Annotated in this window: 24 protein-coding genes; 7 read left to right on the top strand and 17 right to left on the bottom strand. The window is 64.8% G+C overall.

The features are described 5' to 3' along the window. Nucleotides 1-71: 71 nt before the first annotated feature. The 17 genes from D1159_RS02325 to D1159_RS02245 form a co-directional block, all read right to left on the bottom strand. Nucleotides 72-740 carry a precorrin-8X methylmutase gene (locus D1159_RS02325; protein WP_161844072.1) on the bottom strand — a complete coding sequence of 223 codons (669 nt, stop codon included), beginning with the start codon at nucleotides 738-740 and terminating at the stop codon, nucleotides 72-74. After that, a complete protein-coding gene (locus D1159_RS02320) occupies nucleotides 737-2218 on the bottom strand; it encodes a cobyric acid synthase (protein ID WP_161844071.1) in 1482 nt (493 codons plus the stop codon). Before D1159_RS02320 ends, D1159_RS02325 begins: the two co-directional genes overlap by 4 nt. Nucleotides 2219-2322: 104 nt before the next feature. Then, nucleotides 2323-3402, bottom strand: a complete 1080-nt coding sequence (locus D1159_RS02315) for an aminotransferase class I/II-fold pyridoxal phosphate-dependent enzyme (protein WP_161844070.1) — start codon at nucleotides 3400-3402, stop codon at nucleotides 2323-2325. Between the two features lie 3 nt (nucleotides 3403-3405). After that, a complete protein-coding gene (locus tag D1159_RS02310) occupies nucleotides 3406-4014 on the bottom strand; it encodes a histidine phosphatase family protein (protein ID WP_161844069.1) in 609 nt (202 codons plus the stop codon). Then, nucleotides 4011-4346 carry a bifunctional adenosylcobinamide kinase/adenosylcobinamide-phosphate guanylyltransferase gene (locus D1159_RS02305; protein ID WP_161844068.1) on the bottom strand — a complete coding sequence of 112 codons (336 nt, stop codon included), beginning with the start codon at nucleotides 4344-4346 and terminating at the stop codon, nucleotides 4011-4013. Before D1159_RS02305 ends, D1159_RS02310 begins: the two co-directional genes overlap by 4 nt. 57 nt (nucleotides 4347-4403) lie before the next feature. Further along, nucleotides 4404-5189, bottom strand: a complete 786-nt coding sequence (locus tag D1159_RS02300; RefSeq protein WP_161844067.1) for an adenosylcobinamide-GDP ribazoletransferase — start codon at nucleotides 5187-5189, stop codon at nucleotides 4404-4406. After that, nucleotides 5183-5713, bottom strand: a complete 531-nt coding sequence (locus D1159_RS02295; protein WP_161844066.1) for a bifunctional adenosylcobinamide kinase/adenosylcobinamide-phosphate guanylyltransferase — start codon at nucleotides 5711-5713, stop codon at nucleotides 5183-5185. The genes D1159_RS02300 and D1159_RS02295 overlap by 7 nt, the downstream gene beginning before the upstream one ends. Next, nucleotides 5710-6777, bottom strand: a complete 1068-nt coding sequence (gene cobT, locus D1159_RS02290; protein WP_161844065.1) for a nicotinate-nucleotide--dimethylbenzimidazole phosphoribosyltransferase — start codon at nucleotides 6775-6777, stop codon at nucleotides 5710-5712. Before cobT ends, D1159_RS02295 begins: the two co-directional genes overlap by 4 nt. Continuing rightward, on the bottom strand, nucleotides 6767-8137 hold the full coding sequence (locus tag D1159_RS02285) for a cobyrinate a,c-diamide synthase (protein WP_161844064.1): 1371 nt from the start codon (nucleotides 8135-8137) through the stop codon (nucleotides 6767-6769). Before D1159_RS02285 ends, cobT begins: the two co-directional genes overlap by 11 nt. Then, nucleotides 8134-9351 (bottom strand): precorrin-6y C5,15-methyltransferase (decarboxylating) subunit CbiE, encoded by a 1218-nt coding sequence (gene cbiE, locus D1159_RS02280; protein WP_161844063.1) that lies wholly within the window; start codon nucleotides 9349-9351, stop codon nucleotides 8134-8136. The genes D1159_RS02285 and cbiE overlap by 4 nt, the downstream gene beginning before the upstream one ends. After that, nucleotides 9342-10112 (bottom strand): precorrin-6A reductase, encoded by a 771-nt coding sequence (cobK, locus tag D1159_RS02275; RefSeq protein WP_347563624.1) that lies wholly within the window; start codon nucleotides 10110-10112, stop codon nucleotides 9342-9344. The genes cbiE and cobK overlap by 10 nt, the downstream gene beginning before the upstream one ends. After that, nucleotides 10076-10807, bottom strand: a complete 732-nt coding sequence (gene cobJ, locus D1159_RS02270; RefSeq protein ID WP_161844062.1) for a precorrin-3B C(17)-methyltransferase — start codon at nucleotides 10805-10807, stop codon at nucleotides 10076-10078. Before cobJ ends, cobK begins: the two co-directional genes overlap by 37 nt. Beyond that, nucleotides 10800-11810 (bottom strand): cobalamin biosynthesis protein, encoded by a 1011-nt coding sequence (locus D1159_RS02265; protein WP_161844061.1) that lies wholly within the window; start codon nucleotides 11808-11810, stop codon nucleotides 10800-10802. Before D1159_RS02265 ends, cobJ begins: the two co-directional genes overlap by 8 nt. Beyond that, on the bottom strand, nucleotides 11807-12562 hold the full coding sequence (gene cobM / locus D1159_RS02260; RefSeq protein ID WP_161844060.1) for a precorrin-4 C(11)-methyltransferase: 756 nt from the start codon (nucleotides 12560-12562) through the stop codon (nucleotides 11807-11809). The genes D1159_RS02265 and cobM overlap by 4 nt, the downstream gene beginning before the upstream one ends. Before the next feature lie 14 nt (nucleotides 12563-12576). Continuing rightward, entirely contained in the window at nucleotides 12577-13350 is a 774-nt protein-coding gene (locus D1159_RS02255) for a sirohydrochlorin cobaltochelatase (RefSeq protein WP_161844059.1), read from the bottom strand. Nucleotides 13351-13588: 238 nt separating this feature from the next. Continuing rightward, nucleotides 13589-14140, bottom strand: a complete 552-nt coding sequence (locus tag D1159_RS02250; RefSeq protein ID WP_161844058.1) for a Fe-S-containing hydro-lyase — start codon at nucleotides 14138-14140, stop codon at nucleotides 13589-13591. Nucleotides 14141-14144: 4 nt separating this feature from the next. Beyond that, nucleotides 14145-14846, bottom strand: coding sequence for a hypothetical protein (locus tag D1159_RS02245; protein ID WP_161844057.1), 702 nt, complete (start codon nucleotides 14844-14846; stop codon nucleotides 14145-14147). A gap of 239 nt (nucleotides 14847-15085) precedes the next feature. On the opposite strand from D1159_RS02245, the gene D1159_RS02240 reads away from it, so the two are divergent. From D1159_RS02240 to D1159_RS02210, 7 genes are all read left to right on the top strand, one after another. After that, nucleotides 15086-15949 carry a class I SAM-dependent methyltransferase gene (locus D1159_RS02240; protein ID WP_161844056.1) on the top strand — a complete coding sequence of 288 codons (864 nt, stop codon included), beginning with the start codon at nucleotides 15086-15088 and terminating at the stop codon, nucleotides 15947-15949. A gap of 14 nt (nucleotides 15950-15963) precedes the next feature. Further along, nucleotides 15964-16818 carry an energy-coupling factor transporter ATPase gene (locus tag D1159_RS02235; RefSeq protein ID WP_161844055.1) on the top strand — a complete coding sequence of 285 codons (855 nt, stop codon included), beginning with the start codon at nucleotides 15964-15966 and terminating at the stop codon, nucleotides 16816-16818. 29 nt (nucleotides 16819-16847) lie between these two features. Next, on the top strand, nucleotides 16848-17099 hold the full coding sequence (locus tag D1159_RS02230) for a hypothetical protein (RefSeq protein WP_161844054.1): 252 nt from the start codon (nucleotides 16848-16850) through the stop codon (nucleotides 17097-17099). 81 nt (nucleotides 17100-17180) lie between these two features. After that, nucleotides 17181-18047, top strand: coding sequence for an energy-coupling factor transporter ATPase (locus D1159_RS02225; RefSeq protein ID WP_161844053.1), 867 nt, complete (start codon nucleotides 17181-17183; stop codon nucleotides 18045-18047). 1 nt (nucleotide 18048) lies between these two features. Next, nucleotides 18049-18855, top strand: coding sequence for an energy-coupling factor transporter transmembrane component T (locus D1159_RS02220; RefSeq protein ID WP_161844052.1), 807 nt, complete (start codon nucleotides 18049-18051; stop codon nucleotides 18853-18855). 49 nt (nucleotides 18856-18904) lie between these two features. Further along, complete coding sequence (truA, locus tag D1159_RS02215) at nucleotides 18905-19693, top strand: tRNA pseudouridine(38-40) synthase TruA (RefSeq protein WP_161844051.1); 789 nt, start codon at nucleotides 18905-18907, stop codon at nucleotides 19691-19693. Nucleotide 19694: 1 nt separating this feature from the next. Next, on the top strand, nucleotides 19695-20879 hold the full coding sequence (locus D1159_RS02210) for a DUF5711 family protein (RefSeq protein ID WP_161844050.1): 1185 nt from the start codon (nucleotides 19695-19697) through the stop codon (nucleotides 20877-20879). The last annotated feature ends 15 nt before the right edge of the window (nucleotides 20880-20894 follow it).

The following is a 20894-nucleotide window of genomic DNA, read 5'->3' as shown; positions in this document are numbered from 1 at the left end:
GTTTATCCAAAATTTTTCTCCCAATTTTGCCGTTTTTCCCTTGTGCCCGTTCAGACCCTGACGCTTGCCCTTCACTGCCAGCCCCGAGCCTTGGGATCCAGGGCGTCCGCCGCCGTGTACAGCAGCGCGTTGCAGATAGCCGCCGCTACGGTGCTGCCCCCCTTGCGCCCCAGGGATACAATCGCCGGAACGTCAAACCGCTCACATACCTCCAGCAGGCGTTTTTTGCTCTCCACCACATTGACGAATCCCACCGGTACGCCGATGACCAGCGCCGGCCGGGCGCCCGCCGCGATCTGTTCCGCAATGCACAGCAGCGCCGTAGGGGCGTTCCCTACTGCCAGCGCCGCCCCGGGATACTCCGCCAGCGCCCGCTCCATGGACACCGCCGCCCGGGTGGTATTCTGTGCCTGGGCCGCCTGAGCCACCGACGGCTCCGCCATGAAGCACACCGCCGCGCCCCCCAGCTTCTCCAGCGTAGGCCGGCTGATGCCGGAGCACGCCATATTGGTGTCTGTCACAATCATGCCCCCCCGGCGGAGAAAAGCCACGCCTTGTTCTACCGCATCTTGTGTAAAGCGCATAGACTTTGCATAGTCAAAGTCCGCTGTAGCATGGATTACACGCTTCACCACCGCTTCTGTCTCAGCCGGGAGGGTAATCCCCCGCTCCGCCAGCTCCTGTGCAATGATGGCCATGCTGGCCCGTTCAATTTCGCCGGGTTTTCTCCGCTCGCTCATCGCGTCTCCTCCAGTATCCGATAGACCGCGTCCATGTCCAGCGCCCGCCGCACCCCGTCTGCCAGCAGGTCATACTGCCGCTCCTGGTACTGGCGGCAGGACTCCGGCTGCACCGTCTCCACGTCCAATCCCTTTCGCTGGCACAGCCACCGGATCAGCCGCTCTGTCAACTCGCCGCTGTCAAACAGGCCGTGGAGGTAGGTGCCAAAGACCTCCCCCTGCCAGCAGCCGTCCTCCCGTCCCTCCGCCAAACGGCAGAAATGCCGGGCATTGTTTCGCGTCTCCCCCATGTGGATCTCATACCCCTCCAGGTGCGCTCCTGCCAGGGGGCCCGCCTCACACAGGGCAGTCACTCTGGTTCTGGTTTTCCGGGGCAGAAACACCGTCCTGCCAGGGAGCAGGCCCATCCCCCGCAGGACGGCGGGCCCCCCCTCGATCCCCTCCGGGTCCTCCAGGCTCTCCCCCAGCATCTGATAGCCGCCGCATACACCCAGCACAGGCGTCCCCGCCGAGGCCAGCTTCCCCACCGCCGCCTCCATGCCGGTCTCCCGCATCCACAGCAAATCCGCCATCGTACTTTTGGTACCGGGGAGAATCACCAGATCAGGCCGGCCCAGAGCGGCAGGCCGCTCCACGTAGCGCACACCCAGTATCTTGTGGCGCTCCAGGGGGGAAAAATCCGTGAAATTCGAGATGCGGGGCAGGCGAATCACCGCGATGTCGATAGGCTTCTTCTCCCCCGCCCGGCTCAGCCGGGGGGCCAAAGAGTCCTCGTCGTCCACGTCCACATGGAGCCAGGGCACTACCCCCAGTACCGGCAGGCCGGTCCGCTCCTCCAGCTGGTCCAGGCCGGGACGCAGAATCTCCAGATCCCCCCGGAACTTATTGATGATGAGGCCCTTGATCCGGCTCCGCTCTTGGGGCGCCAGCAGGGCCGCCGTCCCGTACAGCTGGGCGAACACGCCCCCCCGGTCGATGTCCCCCGCCAGAAGCACCGGGGCATCCACCAATTCCGCCAGTCCCATGTTCACAATGTCATCCGTTCGCAGGTTGATTTCCGCCGGACTCCCCGCTCCCTCGATGACAATCACATCGTACTCCGCCGCCAAGCTCTCGTAGGCCGCCAGCACCTCGGGGATGAGCTCCCGCTTGTGCCGGAAATACTCCGCCGCCGCCATCTGCCCCCGGACTTCCCCGTTGACAATCACCTGGCTGCCGGTATCGCTGGAGGGCTTGAGCAAAATTGGATTCATCCGCACGTCGGGCTCTATCCCCGCCGCCGCCGCCTGCACCACCTGGGCCCGGCCCATCTCCAGCCCCTGCCGGGTGATATAGCTGTTCAGCGCCATGTTCTGACTTTTATAGGGGGCGGTCCGGTATCCTTCCTGCCGGAAAATGCGGCACAGGCCCGCGCACAGCAGACTCTTCCCTACGCCGGACATGGTCCCCTGCACCATGATACACGCCGCTCTGCCCATATTCCCCCTCCTGTCACCGTTTTTATAGCCGAAGCGCTGGAAAACCGGTAAAGTCCGGCAGCCAAGGGAACCGCATGTTTCCCCGCCACTTTCTTTACCGGTTTTCAAGTGGGCCGGCTATATCTCAATATCTTCCCCAGCGCCGCAATCAGCCGCCGGTTTTCCTCATTTGTCCGTACCGCCGCGCGGTACCAGGTCTCGTCCAAACCGCAGTAATTCCCGCAGCCCCGCAGCAAAATACCTTCGTCCTCCAGGGGCGGTATCAGCCCCGAGGGCCCCTGAAAAAGCAGATAGTTCGCCTCTCCCGGCACAGTACGCAGGCCCAGCTCCTTCAGCGCCCCAGCCAGCCACCGGCGCTGGACCCCGATCACCGCCCGCACCCGGTCCACATAGTCCCGTTCCTTCAGGGCCGCAACGCCTCCCTCTTGCGCCAGGGCGGACACCTCCCAAGGCGGGCCCGCCCGCCGCATGCCATCCAGCAGCGCTCCGCCGGCGCACAGGGCGTACCCCAGGCGCACCCCCGCCATGGCGTAGAGCTTGGTAAATGCCTTCAAAATCAGCACATGGGGGTTCTCCGCCAGAATTCCGCTCAGGGTGTGGGCCTCCGGCGCTTCCAGGAAGCCGCCGAAGCACTCGTCTACAATCATCCAGGTCCCCGTCTCCCCGCACCGCGCCGCAATTCGCTCCAGCAGCGCCTGAGAGGTGGTCACCCCAGTGGGGTTGTTGGGCTCACACAGAAAGAGCAGGTCTAGCTCCGGCGTAATGGCCGCCAGCAGATCTTCCCCAACCCGAAACTCCCGCGCCGCCGCCAGGGGGTAGTGCTCAATCCGGCAGTCTGCCAGGGCCAGCGCCGCCTCATACTCTCCAAAGGTGGGGGCAGTCACCAGCGCCCGCCGGGGCTTCACGGCCAACACCGCCCGAAAGATCAGGCTGGCGGCGCCGCCGCCGCACAGGACCCACTGTACAGGCACCCCCTCCGCCGCCCCGATGGCCTGGGCCAGCTCCCGGCACAGTGGGTCCGGATAGCGGTCCGCCCGGGCCGCGGCGGACCGCAGCGCGGCCTGGACTCCCTCCGGCACCCCCAGGGGACTCACATTGGCGGAGAAGTCCAGGCACTCCCGGCCGTATGCCGCCTGGTAGCCCGCCCAGTCCCCGCCGTGTACCAGCTGTGTGTTCCGCTCCACCCTTCAATCCTCCGCCGCTTTCTTGATAAACTGCACGGTTGAGATAAACCGCAGCTTTCCCGTCGCCCGCCAGTCCGCCTCATCTCCTTCCAGAATGAAGCCGCCGGCGCAGGGACTCTGCCAGCAGAAGTAGTCCCGCTCCGGCAAGGCAAAACGCTCCATCACCGCCATCAGCACCCCGCCGTGGGCCAGAATGGTGATCTCCTCCTGCCGCTGGCCGAATCCCTCTTCCACCCGCACCAGAAAGGCCGCGCATACCCGGGCGCAGAACTGCGCCTTATCCTCCCCTGCCGGGCAGAGGGTAAGACAGCCGCTGTCCACCCACGCCCGGTAGTCTGGGTCCTCCGCCATTTCCTGACAGCTGCGCCCCTCAAAGTCGCCAAAGTCCATCTCCCGAAACTCCGGCACGGGAATCTGCCAGGCATAGGGAAAGATGACCTCCGCTGTCTGGCGGGCCCGGCACAGGGGGGAGACGTAGACCGTCTCCGGCCGGTAATCTGCCTCCGCCAGCTCCGCCACACCCTCAGGGGACAGGGGGATATCCTGCTTTCCCTGGTAGCGTTTCTCCTCATTCCATTGGGTGCGCCCATGGCGCAGAAGATAGACTCTCATGGAACACGTCCCTTCAAAACTGTTGGAATCCCGCAGAACACCCGCACCACTGTCTCCGCCTCCCCAGCCAGCAGGCAGGACAGACGGCCAGCCGCCTCACGATAAGCCCGCTCCGCCGGGTCCACCGGCACCACGCCGCCGCCAATCTCAGAGGCGATCACCACCTCATAATCTGCCAGCGCTCTGGCCAGGGCCGGCAGATCCGGGCAGTCCGCCGCCCGCTCCTCCACCTCCCAGACCGCCCGCCGGGCCAGTTCCTCCTCGCTCCACCTCAGCAGCGCCATGGCGGCCTGCCGCTTTCCACTGAACAGCGGCCCGGTGATAAAAATCATCTCTTCCCTCCCCGTTTATAACCGGCAGCCTCAACCGGTATCCCCATCGCCAGGCTTTTATTGCATGGAAATCCACCGCTCCATCTGCTGGCATGCCACCAGCGCTGCCAGCATCCACAGCTCCGCCCGCTGCAAAAACCAGCCCGCCAGATCGCCGGAGATGCCGCCGAATTTGTCCCGCGCGGTACGGACATACTGCCACAGTACCACCCCGGCGGCGGCGGACATCGCCACGCCGGCTATGCCGCCCCACAGCGCCATGCCGCCCATACACAGGGCGGCGGTCACAGCCAGTACCACCCCGGCCCGCCCCTTCTGGGCGGCCGTGGCAAAGGTATGGGCCAGACCAGTGTTTCCCGCCAGAGGAAAGGCGGTTATGGCGAACCCGGACAGGGCTCTGGAGAGCACAAAGGACAGTACCATACACAAAACCGCCCTGTCCTGGGTCTCCACCGTACCGCATAGGGCGAAGTACCCCGTAAAATAGCCGCACAGCCGGATGATGGCGAAGGCGCCGCAGTGGGAATCCCGCAAAATCTCCCGCCGCCGCTCCGGCGGGGCGAAGCTGGCCAGGGCGTCGCTGGTGTCGGCGTAGCCGTCCAGGTGGATCCCGCCTGTCACCGCCGCCGGCAGCAGGCAGAACACCCCGCCCCGCAGCAGCGCCGGCAGAGCCAGCCAGGCGCTCACCGCCGCCCAGCCCCACCACAGCGCCCCCAGCACCCCGCCAATCAGCGGGAACACACACAATGCGTAGCGCATATTTTTTTCGTTCCACTCCGGCTGGGGCACAGGCAGGGCGGAGAACATGCCAAACGCCACCGCCGCCGTCTCCAGAATCACCATGGCGGCCGCCCGCCTTTGTGGCAGATTGGCAGTCCGCAGGCCACCTCATACACCCTGTCCGCCCGCTTGGCTAGGGCTTGGTTTACCTGTCCCAGAAGGCGCAGGTAAGTCAGGGTATCTCCTTCGTACCTCTGGCCTCCAGAGCACACCTCGTTGGAGACTACAACTAAGTTGCCGCACCGCCGGTTCAGCGCCTCAATGCCGCCTAATACAGCGGTCAGGGCACATTCCGGGCCGCCGCCGGAGCCAAAGAGCTCATTGGCGCACAGGGTTCCCACGCATTCCAGCAAAACGGTACTCTTCGGCGGCACCTCCGTTTGGCCTACATTCCGGGGGCACTCCACTGTCTCAAATCCCTTTCCCGCCCGCATGGCCCGGTGCCGGGCGATGCGCCGGCGGCACTCCCCATCCAGGGGCTCCAGGGTTGCGACGTAAATGCGAGGTCCTTCACCGCGCTGTAATACCAATGACTCGGCAAAAGTACTCTTCCCGCTGGCGGAGCCTCCCACCACCAAAGTCATCATGACTCCCCTCCCAGGGGCTGATAGGGGGGAATTCCGCAGTCGTCAAATGTATAGGCGCTCTGGTACACCGCGCAGGCCATGTCCAGCAGGGGTATGGCGGCCACTGCACCGGTACCTTCTCCCAAATGCATTCCGGCGGCGATCAGCGGCGCCTTACCCAGCGCCGCCAGCAGCTGCGCCCCCGCCGGCTCGGCGGAGACATGGCTGGCCACCAGGGCCTTTTTCCCATGGGGGCACAGCCGCACCGCGCACAGCGCTGCCGCCGCGCTGATCACGCCGTCGATCAGCACCGGCACCCCGTACAGCGCCCCCCCCAGAAAGATCCCACACATACCGGCCAGGTCGAAGCCCCCCACCTTTGCCAGCATGTCCAGGGGATCCGACGGGTCCGGACGGCGGTCTCTCAGGGCCTGCCGGATGACCTGGATTTTTCTCTCCAAGCCTCTGTCAGACAGGCCCGCCCCCCGGCCAGTGAGCTCCTCCGCCGGACGGCCCAGCAGGGTGCAGGCCACCGCAGTGGCCGTAGTGGTGTTGCCGATGCCCATTTCCCCGGTAGCCAGCAGCTTCGTCCCCTGGGCCTTCTCCCTCTCAACCAGCTCTATGCCAGTGCGCACCGCACGTTCCGCTTGGGCCCGGGTCATGGCCGGCTCGTGGGAGATGTCCCCTGTCCCGTTGCCCACGCGCCGGTCCAACACGCCCTCTTTTCCCGGAAAATTTAAAATTCCCATATCCACCGGCACTACCCGGCACCGGGCCACCTGGGCCATCCGGCACACCGAGGTGCGTCCCCGGGCCAGATTTTCCGCCACCGCCGCCGTCACGCTGCTGGGGGACTGGCTCACCCCCTGGGCTGTCACCCCGTTGTCAGCGCACAGCACCAACACCGCCCGCTGGCTCAAGTCGATTTCCGCGCTGCCGGTCAGCGCCGCGATGTCCTCCAGCGCGGTCTCCAGCAGGCCCAGGCCCCCCAGGGGCTTGGCACACGCCGCCCAGCGGGCCCGGGCCCGCTGGCGGGCCTGTCCGTCCTCCAGGCCGATCTGTGTCAACAACGCTTCAAGTTCCATGGTCCGCCCTCTTATCTGCATAATTTCTCGCCGCCGCCGCAAAGCGCTCCGCCAGCTCCGGCCGCCCCATAAGGTACAGGTGGGGAAACGCGGCGTACAGGGTGTCCGTTCCAAAGCCGCACACCCACTTCCGCCCCGTCACCGGCTTTTCCAGCTCAAAATCGATACCGTTCTCTGTGCTGTCCCAGTAGTGAAACTCGTGGACCGGCACCCGCTCTCCCCGGCGGAAGAGCAGGCTGTCCGCTTTTGATTTTAGGTGGGCGTACCCAAACCGGACCAGCTTTCCGGCGGGGATTCCCCTCCCCGGCAGCACTCCGGCCATGGGCCACACCTGGCCGTTCTGGTCCTGAAGACTCTGTCCCAGATATAAAAATCCGCCGCACTCCGCCACAGTGGGCATCCCACCCAGCACCGCAGCGCGGATCTGGTCCCGCATTGGCCCGTTTGCCGCCAGCGCTTCCCCGTACAGTTCCGGATAGCCCCCCGGCAGGTACAGCCCTCCGATTCCCTGGGGAAGAGCGGCGTCCTCCAAGGGGCTGAAGGGAACCGGCTCCGCCCCGGCGGCACGCAGCGCCTCCAGTGTTTCAGGATAGACAAAGCAAAACGCCTTGTCGCTTGCGGCGGCCACCCGCACACCGGCAGCGGCACAGGGATATCCCCCTGGCTTCTCCCGCCGGTCCTCTGTCTGACACAGCTTCTCCAGGCGGTCCAGGTCCACATTGGCCTCCAGCGCCCGGGCAATGCGCGCAGTCCGCCCAGACAAATCCCTGATCTCTGCCGGGGTGTACAGTCCTAAGTGGCGGCTGGCCACCTCCGCCCCCTCCACATGTGGCAGACAGCCAAGTACCGCCAGACCGGTCTCCCGCTCCAGCATGGGCGCAAGGCTCCGGCACAGCGCCGGCCGGCAGTCATTTAAAATCAGTCCCCGGATGCGGCTGTCCGCCCGGAATGCCTGCAGGCCCCGGATCTGGGCCGCCAGTGTGAGACTGGCCCCCTGGGGCCGCACCGCCAGAATTACCGGCAGCTTCAGGGTATCTGCCACATGCCAGGCGCTGGCCCAGTGGGTGCTCCCCCCTACGCCGTCGTAAAGGCCCATAGCCCCCTCGCACACCGCCGCGCTGTGCCCCCTGCACCACCGGGCATAGGCCTGTCTCAGCGCCTCCGGCCCGGTCAGGAAGAGATCCAGGTTGTGGCTCTCCACCCCCAGCACCCCCCGGTGGAACATGGGGTCGATATAGTCCGGCCCGCACTTCAAGGCGCAGGGGTTATGCCCTCGCTCCTTCAGCGCCGCCAGCAGGCCGCAGGTCAGGGTGGTCTTTCCCCCGCCCGAGGCGGGAGCGGCGATCAACACCTCCATCATAGCCCCGCCTCCGCCGTCTTTCCCTTGGTGATGAGGAAAACCGGGTTATTGGCGGTGAGCATGTGGAGCCGTCCCCCGTCTTTGGCGCGGCCGACGCCGATTTGGACCACCTCCGCCCCGAATCCCCGGCCGGCCAGGGCGGAAATGGCCGCCCCCACCGTCTCCAGGGCGATGGCGGAGATACACATCCGGGCCTTTGGATTTTTCTCCTGGACTGCCCCCACGATCTTGTCCATCTGTCCCCCGGTTCCGCCGATAAAGACCGCGTCCGGCGGAGGCAGGGCATCCAGCGCCTCCGGCGCCTGGCCAGGGACCACTGCCAGGTTCCACGCCCCGAATTTCGCCCGGTTGCGCCGGATGAGGGCGCAGGCGTCCTTATCCCGCTCCACGGCGAAGACCTGCCCCTTACGCGCCGACAGGGCCAGCTCCACCGACACGCTGCCTGTCCCCGCGCCCACGTCCCATACAATATCTCCCGGAGACACGGCCAGCTTTGCCAGGGCCGCGGCCCGCACCTCCTGCTTGGTCATGGGAATCTCTTCCCGGAGAAAGCACTCGTCCGCAAAGCCCGGCGTCCGGGGCGGAATTTGGCGCTCCACGGCCTCCGCCAACAGAACGGAGAGAGGGTGAAAACGCCTCTCCGCCAACTCCTCCGCCCGGCCCTGGGTGATTCGCTCGTCTTCGTAGGTCAGCCGTTCCCCCACCGTCACGGCGAGGGTCCCCAGATCCGCCTGGACCAGCCGGCAGCACAGCTGCGCCGGTCCAACCGCCCCGCCGGTGAGAAAGAAGACCGGCCTTCCCTCCATCACGGCGGACACCGGATCGCACTGGATCCCGTGGGCGGAGCACAGCTTCCAGTCCTGCCAGGGCCGCCCCAGCCGGGCCGCCAGTACCTGTATGCTGGACAGCCCCGGCAGCACCTTCGCCTCCACCCCCGCCGCCTTCAGCAGGGGCAGCAGCACCCGCGCCCCGGAGTAAAATCCGGTGTCCCCGCTGTACACCACACAGCTGCGCAGGGCCGGATCCTCCCCCACCGCAGCGGCAATCTCCTCCGGCCGGATGGCGGCTTGGCGGTTGAGGGCACACCCCTCAGGCAGGGCGTCCAGCAGCCGGGGGGCGCCCAAAATCAGCTCCGCCCGGCGCAGGGCCCGACTGCCTTCCACAGTGAGGGTCTCCTCTGTTCCGCAGCCCAGGCCCACCAATGTCACCGGCATCCCATCATCTCCTCGCAAAAAGCCGCCACTGTCTCAAAGTCCTCCCCAAAGTCCCGAGGGCGGCGGATGACCACCAGCTCCGCGCCAGTGCGCTCCGCCGCCGCCGCTTTCTCCCAAAAGCCCCCCACCCGGCCGCCGTCCTTGCTTACCACAAAGGAAATCCGAAACTGGCGGATCAGGGCTTCGTTCATTTCCTGGGAAAAGGGGCCCTGCATGGCAATGATGTTCCGGTGGGGAATTCCCGCCGCCTCGCAGGCGGACAGGCTCTCATGGCTGGGCAGCACTCGGGGGAAGAGCCGCTCCGGCCCCAAAGCGGCAAAGGCGCTCAGCTCCTTACTGCCAGTGGTGAGGAGAATGCCGCCCTCCCGCTCCGCCAGATAGGCCGCGGCCTGCGCCGGGCTGTCCACCGGTGTGCCTGCTCCGCCGCCCTCCCGCCGCAGCAGACGGCGCAGGGGCACCCCCGCCGCGGCGCAGGCCCGCCGGATCTCCTCCGTAGCCCGGACCGCATAGGGATGGGTGGCGTCCACGCACAGCTTCGCTCCCGCCAGCACTTGGGCCATCTCCCGCCAGGTCTTCCGTCCGGTGAGCACGGTGATATTTTCCCGCTCCCCCTGCTCCTCCCGGCCATATTCTGTGGCCACGCACACGGTCACTTCGGCTCCCCCATCCACCAGGCGGCGGGAGAGGGCCCGCCCCTCCGTGGTTCCGCTGAATACGACGATCTTCATCCCCGCCGGTACCCCCTGGGCGTCACCATCCACTGTCCTATCTTCCGGGTGGTGGACGCGCCCACAAAGACCGTGGTAAACATGTCCACCGCGCTCTCCCGCAGCTCCTCCAGCGTCAGCAGCCGACGGGTCTGCCCCGCCCGGCCGATGCTGCGCACCCAGCCGCAGACGGTGTCCTTTTCCCGGTACGCCAGCAGGATATCACAGGCCCGCCGCAGATGGTCCTTTCGCTTTTGAGAGGCGGGATTATACAGGCAGATGGAAAAATCTCCCTGTGCGGCGCAGGTAAGCCGCCGCGCAATCTGCTCCCAGGGCGTCAGCAGGTCGGACAGGGAGATGACACAGAAGTCGTGCCCCAGAGGGGCCCCCAACACCGCCCCGCCGGACAGGGCCGCCGTCACCCCAGGCACCACCTCAATTTCAACCCCGGGGAACTGGGGAGCCACCTCCAGCAGGGGGGAGGCCATACCGTAGATACCGGCATCTCCGCTGCACAGCATGGCCACCGTGCGTCCCCCCTGGGCAGTCTCCAGCGCCCAGCGGCACCGGGCGATCTCCTGCTTCATGGGGGTGGCGTACACCTCTTTTTCCGGGTACAGCGGGGCCGCCAGCTCCACATACCCTGTATAGCCGCACAGCACCTCCGCCCGCTCCAGGGCGGCCATGGCCTGGGCGGTGAAGCCCTGCCGGTCCCCCGGTCCGATCCCAACCACAAATACGCTACCCATCTAACCAGCTCCAATCCAGGCGGAGAGGTTTCCGTGCCACTGCCATAGTGACCCCTCCGCCCCCATGTTTTCGTGCCCAAAGCGGTCCGCCCGCCGCCAGAACGGCGCCCCGCTCGCAGACATTGTCCACTCCGGTGGTCCGCGCTACAAAGGCGGAAGCAGTGAAGCGCCCCTCCGCCTCCCGCAGCTGGGCCGGAGTATAAAACGTCAGGGGCCAGCCGTGTTTGGCGCACCAGTGAATGAGCCCCGTTTCCTCCGCTTTCAGGTCGATGGTAGCCGTGCCGCACACCGCCTGGGGCCACAGGCCGGTGTCTTTGCACAGGGCCGCGAAGGCCGTCTCCAGGGCCTGCTCTGATATCCCCCGGCGGCAGCCTACCCCAAGCACTGCGGCCCGGGGCACCACTGGGAGGGCGTTCCCCTCTCCCCGGCACAGATCTACCGTCACATCCTCCCCTGGTCCCGCGGTGAGGGAAACCCCCTCCGGCGGCATACCCTCCACGGGCCATGCCGAGCGGATTTGAATCTCCTCCCCGGCCAGCAGCCGGGCGGAGACTTTCTTAATTTTCCATACCTCCGGAATGGCGCAGCCCTGCCGCCGGGCCCACTGGTCCACCGGAAAGACCCCGTTCCGATCTGTGGCGGTGGTGATCACCGGCACCGCGCCGCACACCCGGCCAATGGCATGGGCCAGGTCATTGGCGCCGCCCAGGTGGCCGGAGACCAGCGGCACGGCAAACCGCCCCGTCTCATCCACCGCCACCACTGCCGGGTCCTCCGCCTTGCTCTTCAGACAGGGGGCCACCGCCCGCACCGCGATACCTGCAGCCCCCACAAAAACCAGGGCGTCCCAGTCCCCCTGAAAAGCCGCCTGGGTCCACTGGGCCAGAGAGCCGTAGCCCGTCTCCCCAGCCCGGCTAGCCCTCCCCCCCAGGACAGCGCGGAGTTGTTCCGCCAACGCCGCGCCCCGATCCGTAAAGGACAGATAGGCGATCCGCCGGCTCACTGCCGGCCCTCCCGGTATCCGGTGGTAAATTGGGGATCATACAGCTTACTGCGCTGATACTCCGCCCCCAGAAAACCGCCCACCAGCACCAGGGCGGTCTTTTGAATGCCGTGGGCCCGGCCGGTCTCCGCCAGAGTGCCCACCGTGCAGTATACTGTCTTCTCCTCCGGCCAGCTTGCCTTGTACACCAGCGCCGCCGGCGTGTCCTGGGTATACGCCCCCTTCAGCAGCTCCCCCTGCACCTCCTCCAGCAGTCCGGAGGAGAGAAACAGCACCATGGAGGTTCCGTGGGCGGCCATCGCCGCCACCGACTCCCTCTCCGGCACCGGTGTGCGGCCCACCATACGGGTGATGATGACACTCTGGCTCACTCCAGGCAAGGTGTACTCCGCCCCCAGGGCGGCGGCGGCGGCGCAGAAGCTGGACACCCCAGGCGTGCCGTCGTATAGGATCCCACGTGCCGCCAGGGCGTCCATCTGCTCCCGGATGGCCCCGTACAGGCAGGGGTCGCCGGTATGGAGGCGGACCGTAGTCTTTCCCGCTCCTTCCGCCTGCTCCATTACAGCCAGCACCTCTTCCAGCGTCATCTCCGCGCTGTTGTAGACGGCGCAGCCCTCCTTCGCGCCCTTCAGCAACGCCGGGTTCACCAGGCTCCCGGCGTAGATAATCACGTCGGCCTCCCGTATATGCTCCCACCCCCGCAGGGTAATGAGATCCGGCGCCCCCGGCCCCGCGCCCACAAAATGCACCATACTGTCCGTCTCCTTTATTGTTCCAAAGGTAAAAGCGCCGCCAGACGGGCCCGGTAGAGGGCCTGCACCTGGGGCAGCGCTCCCAGGCCCCGGAGGGTGCAGCGCACCTGATATCCCTCCGCCTCCAGCCGGGTCTTCCAGCTGTCCCCCTCCCCCGCCATGTCGTTCATGGCGTGGTCGCCGGCCACCAGCATCACGGGCAGCAGGTGCAGCCGCCGGCGGCTCTGCCTTGCCAGCTGGGCGGACAGTTCCTCCAGACCGGGCCAGCCCTCCACCGTGCCAATCCACACATCCTCTCGGCCCAGCAGGCGGAAGGCGGTCTGCAGGGCGGGGTAGACCAGATTGGCCGGATGATCCGTGCCGTGGCCGAACAGCACCAGAGCCTCCCCCTCCTCCGGGGGACAGGCCGCGCACAGGGCGGCGGCCAGAGCTCTCACATCCCCCGTATCCGCCAGCAGGGGCCGGCCCAGCTCCAAAGAGGAAAACCGCCCCGCCCACGGATCCATCTCCCGCCGGATTTTATCATACTCATGGCCGGCAAGCAGGTGGGTGGGCTGCACCACAACCCGCTCCACCCCTTGGGCGGCCAGGGCGGCCAGCGCCCCGTCCACGCCGGGAATCTCCTCCCCACGCCCCGCCAGGATCCGCCGGATGGTCCGGCTGGTAAGGGCCCTGGTGAAGATCCGCTCCCCTGCGGCGGCTTTCAAGGTCTCCTCCACCGTCTGGATGCTCTCTCTGGCCTGGGGGACGCTGGTGCCGAAGCTGACGCAGAGCACCGCCTCTGTCATGGTCCACTCCTCCTAAAAATCTCTGTCCGCCGGACCGGCAGACAGAGATTTGGCAAACTTGAACCATAAGGTTCCGCTCCACAAGTCAGTCTCCGGTTCCGGCAGAAACTTCAAACTGCCCCGGGCAACCTGACTTATCCGCCTTCTCAGCGGCTTCACAGTGACCGACCCGCGGGGCCTTTCACCCCACTTCCCCTACCGTGCCAGGCGATCCAGGCAGTCTCTTCCTCTATAATGATTATATTGCCCCGTATTGGGCGCGGCCGCTCTGATACAGATTGCCTCCCTGGCTGTCCACCGCCACAGTGAGGGGAAAGGCTTTGACCGTCATCCGCTTTACCGACTCGCAGCCCAAATCCTCAAAAGCAATTACCTCCGCAGATTCAATACACCGGGCGATTAAAGCCCCGGCTCCGCCCACGGCGGCAAAGTAGCAGGCCCCGTTGCGCACAATGGCGTCCACCACGTTCTCAGCCCGCTCCCCCTTCCCGATCATCGCCCCCAGGCCCAGGTCCAGCAGCCGGGGGGCAAACGCGTCCATCCGGCTGGCCGTGGTGGGACCGCAGGCCCCCACCGCCATACCCTGCTGCCCCGGCGTGGGACCGGCATAGTAGATAATTGCGTCTTTAATGGGAAATGGCAGATCCTCTCCCTGATCCAGCTGTTCAAAAAATCGCTTGTGCGCCGCATCCCGTGCAGTATAGATGGTGCCGCTGAGCAACACCCGGTCTCCGGCCCGCAGCCGGGGCAGCATCTCCCGCAGCTGGCATGTGTGGATCTGGTATTCCATGGCCCTACTCCTCCTCCAGGGAGAGGGGCTCCGGCATCTTGGGCCCCTCCGCCTCCTCGTAGATCTTTCTCAGCTGCTTCAGTGCTGTGCCCCGCTCCCCAAGCTCCGCCGAGAAGCCGTTGAGATTCTTGCAGGTCTGCACCAGCTCCTGGGCGATATGGCTGGCAGTGGTCTCCATGCCGGTACACAGCTGATCATAGCTGGCCTGAACCTTGTCCAGCCACCGGCCCAGCACCGCCCGCATCTCCGCCGCCTGAGCCTGGGCGGTATCCTCAATGTCCTGGGCCCGGCAGTGGGCCTCCAGCTCAATGCCCGCCGTACGATCTTTGATGGCCTCATAGGTCTGGACAATCTGCTCCGCCTTCTCCAGACGCTCCTTCAGCCGCTTTAACTCCCCCGCCTGGGCGGCGCACTCCCGCTTTTGGGCCGCGGTCTCCTCCCGGCTGGTCTCCAGGGCGGAGCTCTGCTCCGCCAGCTGGCCTGTAAGCTGCTGCACCTGGGCGGACAGCTCCACCAGGCGGCTGTCCCGCTGCTCCAACCGCTCCTTCAGCTTGTCCCGCTCCTCCCGCAGCTGGGCCGCCTCCCGCTCCAGCTGCTCCAGCCGGGCGGCGTGCTCCTGATTGGACTTGCTGATGTAGTCCTGTACATCCTGCTTGTGAAAGCCGCCCAGCGCGGCGGTGCGGAATTGAATATCCGCTGCCTCCATATACCAAACACACTCCTTACTGCACTTGTCGCCTGTTGCCTGCCGTACTCTGTCTCTACACAGCACCCGCCTGCTTCCACACAGGTTCCGGAACTTGTTTCGCATCTGACTATACCACAAATTCAGGCGTAATACAATCTTAACGGCGTTCTTCCCCCACTATTCTATTTGACGCTGGATAAAACAGGTGATATAATGATGCGATCATATTGACTGCTGAGGGAGAGGAACCCTTTATTATGTGGATTTCAGACGCCTGGAAGGACTATGAGCTTATTGACTGCGGCCGGGGGGAGAAGCTGGAGCGCTGGGGGGGACATCTGCTGGTGCGGCCCGACCCTCAGGCCATCTGGGACACTCCCCGCTCCCACCCCGGCTGGAAACGGCACGACGCCCGCTACGCCCGCTCCTCCACCGGCGGCGGCCAGTGGGAGAAAAAGGATCTCCCCCCCCGGTGGACGGTAAATTACCGTTCCTTAACCTTTAATATCAAGCCCATGAACTTCAAGCACACCGGCCTGTTCCCTGAGCAGGCCGCCAACTGGGACTTCGCTGGGGAGCAGATCCGCCGGGCCGGCCGGCCTGTCCAGGTGCTGAACCTGTTCGCCTACACCGGCGGCGCCACGGTGGCCTGCGCCGCCGCCGGTGCCAGCGTCTGCCATGTGGACGCCGCCAAGGGCATGGTCGGCTGGGCCAGGGAGAACGCAAAATCCTCCGGCCTGGAGGACGCCCCCATCCGCTGGATCATCGACGACTGCGGCAAGTTTGTGGAGCGGGAGATCCGCCGGGGCCGGCAGTACGACGCCGTCATTATGGACCCCCCCTCCTACGGCCGGGGCCCCTCCGGTGAGATATGGAAGCTGGAGGAGAACCTGTGGCCCTTTGTGGCGCTGGTGTCCCAGGTACTCTCCGACCATCCCCTCTTTTTTCTTATCAACTCCTACACTACCGGCCTGGCCCCCTCGGTGCTGACCTACATCCTGGAGGCTCTGATCTCCAAACGGTACGGCGGACACACTGACAGCCAGGAGCTGGGCCTGCGGGTGAGCGAAACCGGGCTGGCCCTCCCCTGCGGCGCCACCGGGCGCTGGCTGGCTGACTGATGGGAGGTACCACGATGGATCAGGCAATTATTCAGACAAAAAATCTTCAGTTTACCTACTCCGCCGGCCAGGAAGGCCAGGAGGAAAGCCGCTGCGTACTCAACGGAGTGGATCTGGACATTGAGGCGGGCTCTTTTGTTGCCATTTTGGGCCACAACGGATCCGGCAAATCCACCTTGGCCAAACACATGAACGCCATCCTCCTGCCCAGCGGCGGCGCCGTCTACGTGAACGGCATGGACAGTGCGGACGCCGTCCGCCTGCTGGACATCCGGCGTACCGTGGGTATGGTTTTCCAAAATCCGGACAACCAGATCGTAGCCAATGTGGTGGAGGAGGATGTGGCCTTTGCCCCGGAAAATCTGGGCGTCCCCCAGGAACAGCTGCGCCGCCGGGTGGATGACGCCCTGAAGGCCGTGGGCATGTACCAGTTCCGGGAACACGCCCCCCACCTCCTCTCCGGCGGGCAGAAGCAGCGCGTCGCCATCGCCGGGGTCATCGCCATGGCGCCCCGGTGTATCGTTTTGGATGAGCCCACCGCCATGCTGGACCCGGTGGGCCGGCGGGAGGTGCTCTCCGCCATTCAGGACCTCAACCGAACCTCCGGTGTTACTGTGGTTCTCATCACCCATCACATGGACGAGGCCGCCCAGGCCGGCCGGCTGGTGGTCATGTCCAAGGGCAAGGTTATCGCTGACGGCCCCCCAAAAGAGGTCTTTCAGCAGGTGGAGCAGCTGCGCTCCGTGGGGCTCACCGTGCCGGAGACCACCGCTCTCCTCTGGGAGCTGCGGCAGGCCGGTCTGGACGTGCCCCTGGACGCCCTCAGCGATGCGGACTGCGCCCAGGCCCTGTACCGCCTGCTGGCCTGACCGCCGCAGGAAGTCAGAAAGGAGACCGTATGAAACAATTCACCGCTATCTTCCTGGCCTGCGCCGCTCTGTTCACCCTGGGGTACGCCTTGGACTCTTTTACCTTTCACCTCTTCACTCCCTACCTCAACGGGGAGAAGACGCTCTCCTTCTTCCATGCGCTGATCCCCCTGTCCCTTTTGGTAAGTACGCCGATCTGGCTCCACGGTCGGATCGCCCGGCTGGAGGAGCGCATTGTCCAGCTGGAATATCAGCTGGACAAGCGGGACGGCTCCCGCTGATCCCCTCTGGGCGTCATCCCCCGCCGCTTTTTCCCGGCTTTCTGGGGGAGATGCACCACTTTCGCAAAGGAATGAAGCCATTTGGAACCCATTATTCAGACACAGAAGCTGTCCCACATCTACTCCGCCGGCACTCCCTTTGAGCGGGGCGCTCTGGTAGAAGTGGACTTTACCGCCTACCGCGGGGAGTATCTGGGTCTCATCGGCCGCACCGGGTCGGGAAAGTCCACCTTAATCCAACATCTCAACGGCCTGCTCAAGCCCACCGGCGGCAAGGTCCTCTTTGAAGGAAAGGATATTTGGGCCAACAAGGAGACTACCCGCCAGACCCGCTTTCAGGTGGGGCTGGTATTCCAGTACCCGGAGTACCAGCTTTTTGAGGAGACCGTCTACCGGGACATCGCCTTCGGCCCCAAGAACATGGGGCTGGACGGGGACGAGATCGACCGCCGGGTCCGCCAGGCGGCCCGCTTTGTGGGCCTGGGGGACGACATGCTCCAGCAGTCCCCCTTCGCCCTCTCCGGCGGACAGAAGCGCCGGGTGGCTATCGCCGGCGTCATTGCCATGGAACCCAAGGTGCTCATTTTAGACGAGCCCACCGCCGGTCTGGACCCGGTGGGCGTGGAGCAGATTTTAGGCAACATCCGGGACTACCAACAGGCCCACAACGCCACCATTATTCTGGTCTCTCACTCCATGGAGGAGGTGGCCCGCACGGTGGACCGGCTGGTAGTGGTCCACGACGGCCATATCCCCTTCCAGGGTACGCCCAGGGAGGTGTTCCAGCACGGCGGATCGCTGGAGGACATGGGCCTGGGCGTACCTCAGATGACCCGGGTCTTCCACCGCCTGCGTGCCATGGGGGTGGACATCGACCCCTCTGTCTACACGGTTTCTCAGGCAAAAGAGGCGGTTCTGAACGCCCTGGCTAAAAAGGGGGCGGTTTAATATGGCGCTGAGAGACATTACTCTGGGGCAATACTTTCCCGGCCGCACCATCCTCCACCGTATGGATCCCCGCACCAAGCTGCTGCTTACGATTCTGTATATCACCGCGCTGTTTCTGGCCAGGTGGGTGGTGTCCTACGCCGTCCTTATTGTGGTGCTGGCTGTTATGGCGGCTGTCTCCAAGGTGGGGCTGAAGGCCATTGTCCGGGGGATGAAGCCGGTGGTGGTAATCATTCTCATCACCGCGCTGCTCAACCTCTTCTATACCCCCGGCCGGGAGATCTGGCGCTGGGGCTTCCTCCACATCACCGCTGAGGGGGTTCAGACCGCTATTTTTATGGTGTTCCGTATTCTGCTGCTGATCACCTGTACCTTTTTGCTCACCTATACCACCTCCCCTATCCTCCTCACCGACGGGCTGGAGCGGCTGCTCGGCCCTTTGAAAAAAATCAGGGTGCCGGTCCACGAACTGGCCATGATCATGTCCATCGCCCTGCGCTTTATCCCCACCCTGATTGAGGAGACCGACAAGATCATGTCCGCCCAGACCGCCCGGGGGGCGGATTTTGACAGCGGCAATCTCATTCAGCGGGCCAAGGCGCTCATTCCCCTGCTGGTCCCCCTCTTTATCTCCGCCTTCCGCCGGGCCGACGAGCTGGCGGTGGCCATGGAATGCCGCTGCTACCACGGCGGCGAGGGCCGCACCCGCCTGCGGGTGCTGAAATTTCAGTTTTTCGACTGCCTTGCCCTCTTTTTGGGCGCCGCCCTGGTGGCCCTCATTGTTGCGCTGCGCCGGTTTGGGCTGTAGGGGCGTTTTCCGCAATCTTAAAACACTCTTAATGGTGAGTTAAGCGATTATGAGAAATATTGCGTTACAATTGATGTATGTGGGCACCGCCTACCACGGCTGGCAGGTGCAGAAGACAGTGGTCTCCGTGGCGGAGACGCTGGAGAAGGCTCTGGCCACGGTGGTCTGCCATCCGGTAAAGTGTACCGGGGCGGGCCGTACTGACGCCGGCGTCCATGCCCGTGTCTATATCGCCAATTTCCGCACCACCTCCGCTATCCCCTGCAATCGGATTCCTCTGGCGGTGAACACCCGCCTGCCAGAGGACATTGTGGTGGTAAAGGCCTACGACGTACCGGAGGACTTCAACGCCATCGGCTCCTGTCTGAAAAAGGAGTACACCTATCAGATCTATAACTCCCGTATCCGCAACGCCTTTTTTGTAGACCGGGCCTGGTTTTATCCCAAGCCTTTGGACGAGACTGTGATGCAGCGGGCGGCGGACCAGTTCACCGGCACCCACGACTTCGCCGCAGTGCAGTCCGTGGGTACGCTGGTGCGCTCCACCGTCCGCACCGTCCACTACTTCCGCATCCGCCGCACCGGGGATCTGATTACCTGCAAGGTCTGCGCCAACGGCTTTCTCTACAATATGGTGCGGGCTATGGTGGGCACCTGCGTCTACGCCTCCGAGGGCAAGCTGGCCCCCCAGGATATCCCCCGCCTGCTGGAGGAGCGCTGCCGCACCGCTGCCGGTCCTACCGTTCCCCCCGGCGGGCTGTACATGACCCGCCTGTGGTACGATGAAGATACCCTGGGTGAGGTGCGTCCCGCCCTGATACAGGAAGTGAGCGGGTAATATGGAACTTCTGGAGCCCAAAAGCAAGCCGCAGAAGAGGAAGCCCCCTCTTCTGTTCCGGCTGCTGGCCTTTTTGCTGACCCTGGCCCTGGTTCTGGGGGCAATGTTTCTGGTGGTCAACCGGGATCGGTTCAATATGGACAGTCTGCGCCGCTGGTTTCAGTACCGCACTTTGGAGCGCAATGAGAGCGGCCTGGCGGAGTCCTTTCCCTACAGCGGCGGCAGCACCAACAGCTTTGCCACCTTGAATAACGGTCTTCTGGTGTCCTCCCCCCAGTCCATCCAGCTCTACAGCGGGGACGGCACCCTCCTTCTGGATCAGCCCGTGTCCATGGACCATCCTGTCATCGACAGCAATACCAAGACCGCCCTGGTCTACGACGCGGGGGGCACCAGCCTCTATGTCTTCTCCGGCGGGGCGCAGCAGTTCTCCCTCTCACTGCGGGAGGGGGAGTCCTTCCTCTCCGCCCGTCTCAACGATGCGGGCGAAATGGTGGTGGTCGCCCAGCAAAGCGGCTTTAAAGGCACCGCCACCGTCTACGACAACAGCTTTGCCGCCACCCTGCGGGTCAAGCTGTCCAGCCGTTTTATTCTGGACGCCGCCCTCTCCCCCGACGGGAGATCCATGGTTCTGCTCACCATCGGCACCCAGGGCAGTCAGTTTGACACCCAGGCCGAGTTCTACCGGCTCTCCCGTACAGAGGAGGACATTGAGCCAGACGCGGTGTGCTCTCTGGGCAGCGACGTCAGTTTGGGTCTGCGCTGGACCAGCGGCGGCGTTTGGGTACTGGGAGAAAATTCTCTGTCCATTCTGGACGCAGACGGCACTGTCCAGACCAATTACTCCTACTCCGGCCGCTACCTCAAGGGTTTTTCCCTGGATGGGGACGGATACGCCGCCCTGCTGCTGGGCAAGTACCGGGCAGGCAGCACCGCCGATCTGGTGGTCGTGGACGAGGACGGGCAGACCGCCTCCTACTCCTTGGGGGAACAGGTCTTCTCCCTGTCCGCGGCGGGGAAATACATCGCCCTTCTCTCCGCCGGGCGGCTGGACATCTTCCGTTCCGATCTGACCCCCTACCGCTCTCTGGAAATCACCCAGGGGGCCCGGCGGGTGATCCAGCGCTCTGACGGCAGTACCATGCTGATGAATGCCAACACTGCCCATCTCTATATCCCGGAATAATCTTCGGAGGTTTCT

The organism is Pseudoflavonifractor sp. 524-17, from assembly GCF_009935845.1.
GTDB lineage: Bacteria > Bacillota > Clostridia > Oscillospirales > Oscillospiraceae > Pseudoflavonifractor_A.
Note: the sequence above shows the minus strand (reverse complement) of the source record. Positions and strands in the feature narration are given on the sequence as shown.

Coding starts and splice junctions, on each gene's coding strand:
- D1159_RS02325 (WP_161844072.1), bottom strand. CDS start 740: ATGAGCGAGCGGAGAAAACCCGGCGAAATTGAACGGGCCAGCATGGCC.
- D1159_RS02320 (WP_161844071.1), bottom strand. CDS start 2,218: ATGGGCAGAGCGGCGTGTATCATGGTGCAGGGGACCATGTCCGGCGTA.
- D1159_RS02310 (WP_161844069.1), bottom strand. CDS start 4,014: ATGAGAGTCTATCTTCTGCGCCATGGGCGCACCCAATGGAATGAGGAG.
- D1159_RS02305 (WP_161844068.1), bottom strand. CDS start 4,346: ATGATTTTTATCACCGGGCCGCTGTTCAGTGGAAAGCGGCAGGCCGCC.
- D1159_RS02300 (WP_161844067.1), bottom strand. CDS start 5,189: ATGGTGATTCTGGAGACGGCGGCGGTGGCGTTTGGCATGTTCTCCGCC.
- D1159_RS02295 (WP_161844066.1), bottom strand. CDS start 5,713: ATGATGACTTTGGTGGTGGGAGGCTCCGCCAGCGGGAAGAGTACTTTT.
- cobT (WP_161844065.1), bottom strand. CDS start 6,777: ATGGAACTTGAAGCGTTGTTGACACAGATCGGCCTGGAGGACGGACAG.
- D1159_RS02285 (WP_161844064.1), bottom strand. CDS start 8,137: ATGATGGAGGTGTTGATCGCCGCTCCCGCCTCGGGCGGGGGAAAGACC.
- cbiE (WP_161844063.1), bottom strand. CDS start 9,351: ATGCCGGTGACATTGGTGGGCCTGGGCTGCGGAACAGAGGAGACCCTC.
- cobJ (WP_161844062.1), bottom strand. CDS start 10,807: ATGGGTAGCGTATTTGTGGTTGGGATCGGACCGGGGGACCGGCAGGGC.
- cobM (WP_161844060.1), bottom strand. CDS start 12,562: ATGGTGCATTTTGTGGGCGCGGGGCCGGGGGCGCCGGATCTCATTACC.
- D1159_RS02255 (WP_161844059.1), bottom strand. CDS start 13,350: ATGACAGAGGCGGTGCTCTGCGTCAGCTTCGGCACCAGCGTCCCCCAG.
- D1159_RS02250 (WP_161844058.1), bottom strand. CDS start 14,140: ATGGAATACCAGATCCACACATGCCAGCTGCGGGAGATGCTGCCCCGG.
- D1159_RS02245 (WP_161844057.1), bottom strand. CDS start 14,846: ATGGAGGCAGCGGATATTCAATTCCGCACCGCCGCGCTGGGCGGCTTT.
- D1159_RS02240 (WP_161844056.1), top strand. CDS start 15,086: ATGTGGATTTCAGACGCCTGGAAGGACTATGAGCTTATTGACTGCGGC.
- D1159_RS02235 (WP_161844055.1), top strand. CDS start 15,964: ATGGATCAGGCAATTATTCAGACAAAAAATCTTCAGTTTACCTACTCC.
- D1159_RS02230 (WP_161844054.1), top strand. CDS start 16,848: ATGAAACAATTCACCGCTATCTTCCTGGCCTGCGCCGCTCTGTTCACC.
- D1159_RS02220 (WP_161844052.1), top strand. CDS start 18,049: ATGGCGCTGAGAGACATTACTCTGGGGCAATACTTTCCCGGCCGCACC.
- truA (WP_161844051.1), top strand. CDS start 18,905: ATGAGAAATATTGCGTTACAATTGATGTATGTGGGCACCGCCTACCAC.
- D1159_RS02210 (WP_161844050.1), top strand. CDS start 19,695: ATGGAACTTCTGGAGCCCAAAAGCAAGCCGCAGAAGAGGAAGCCCCCT.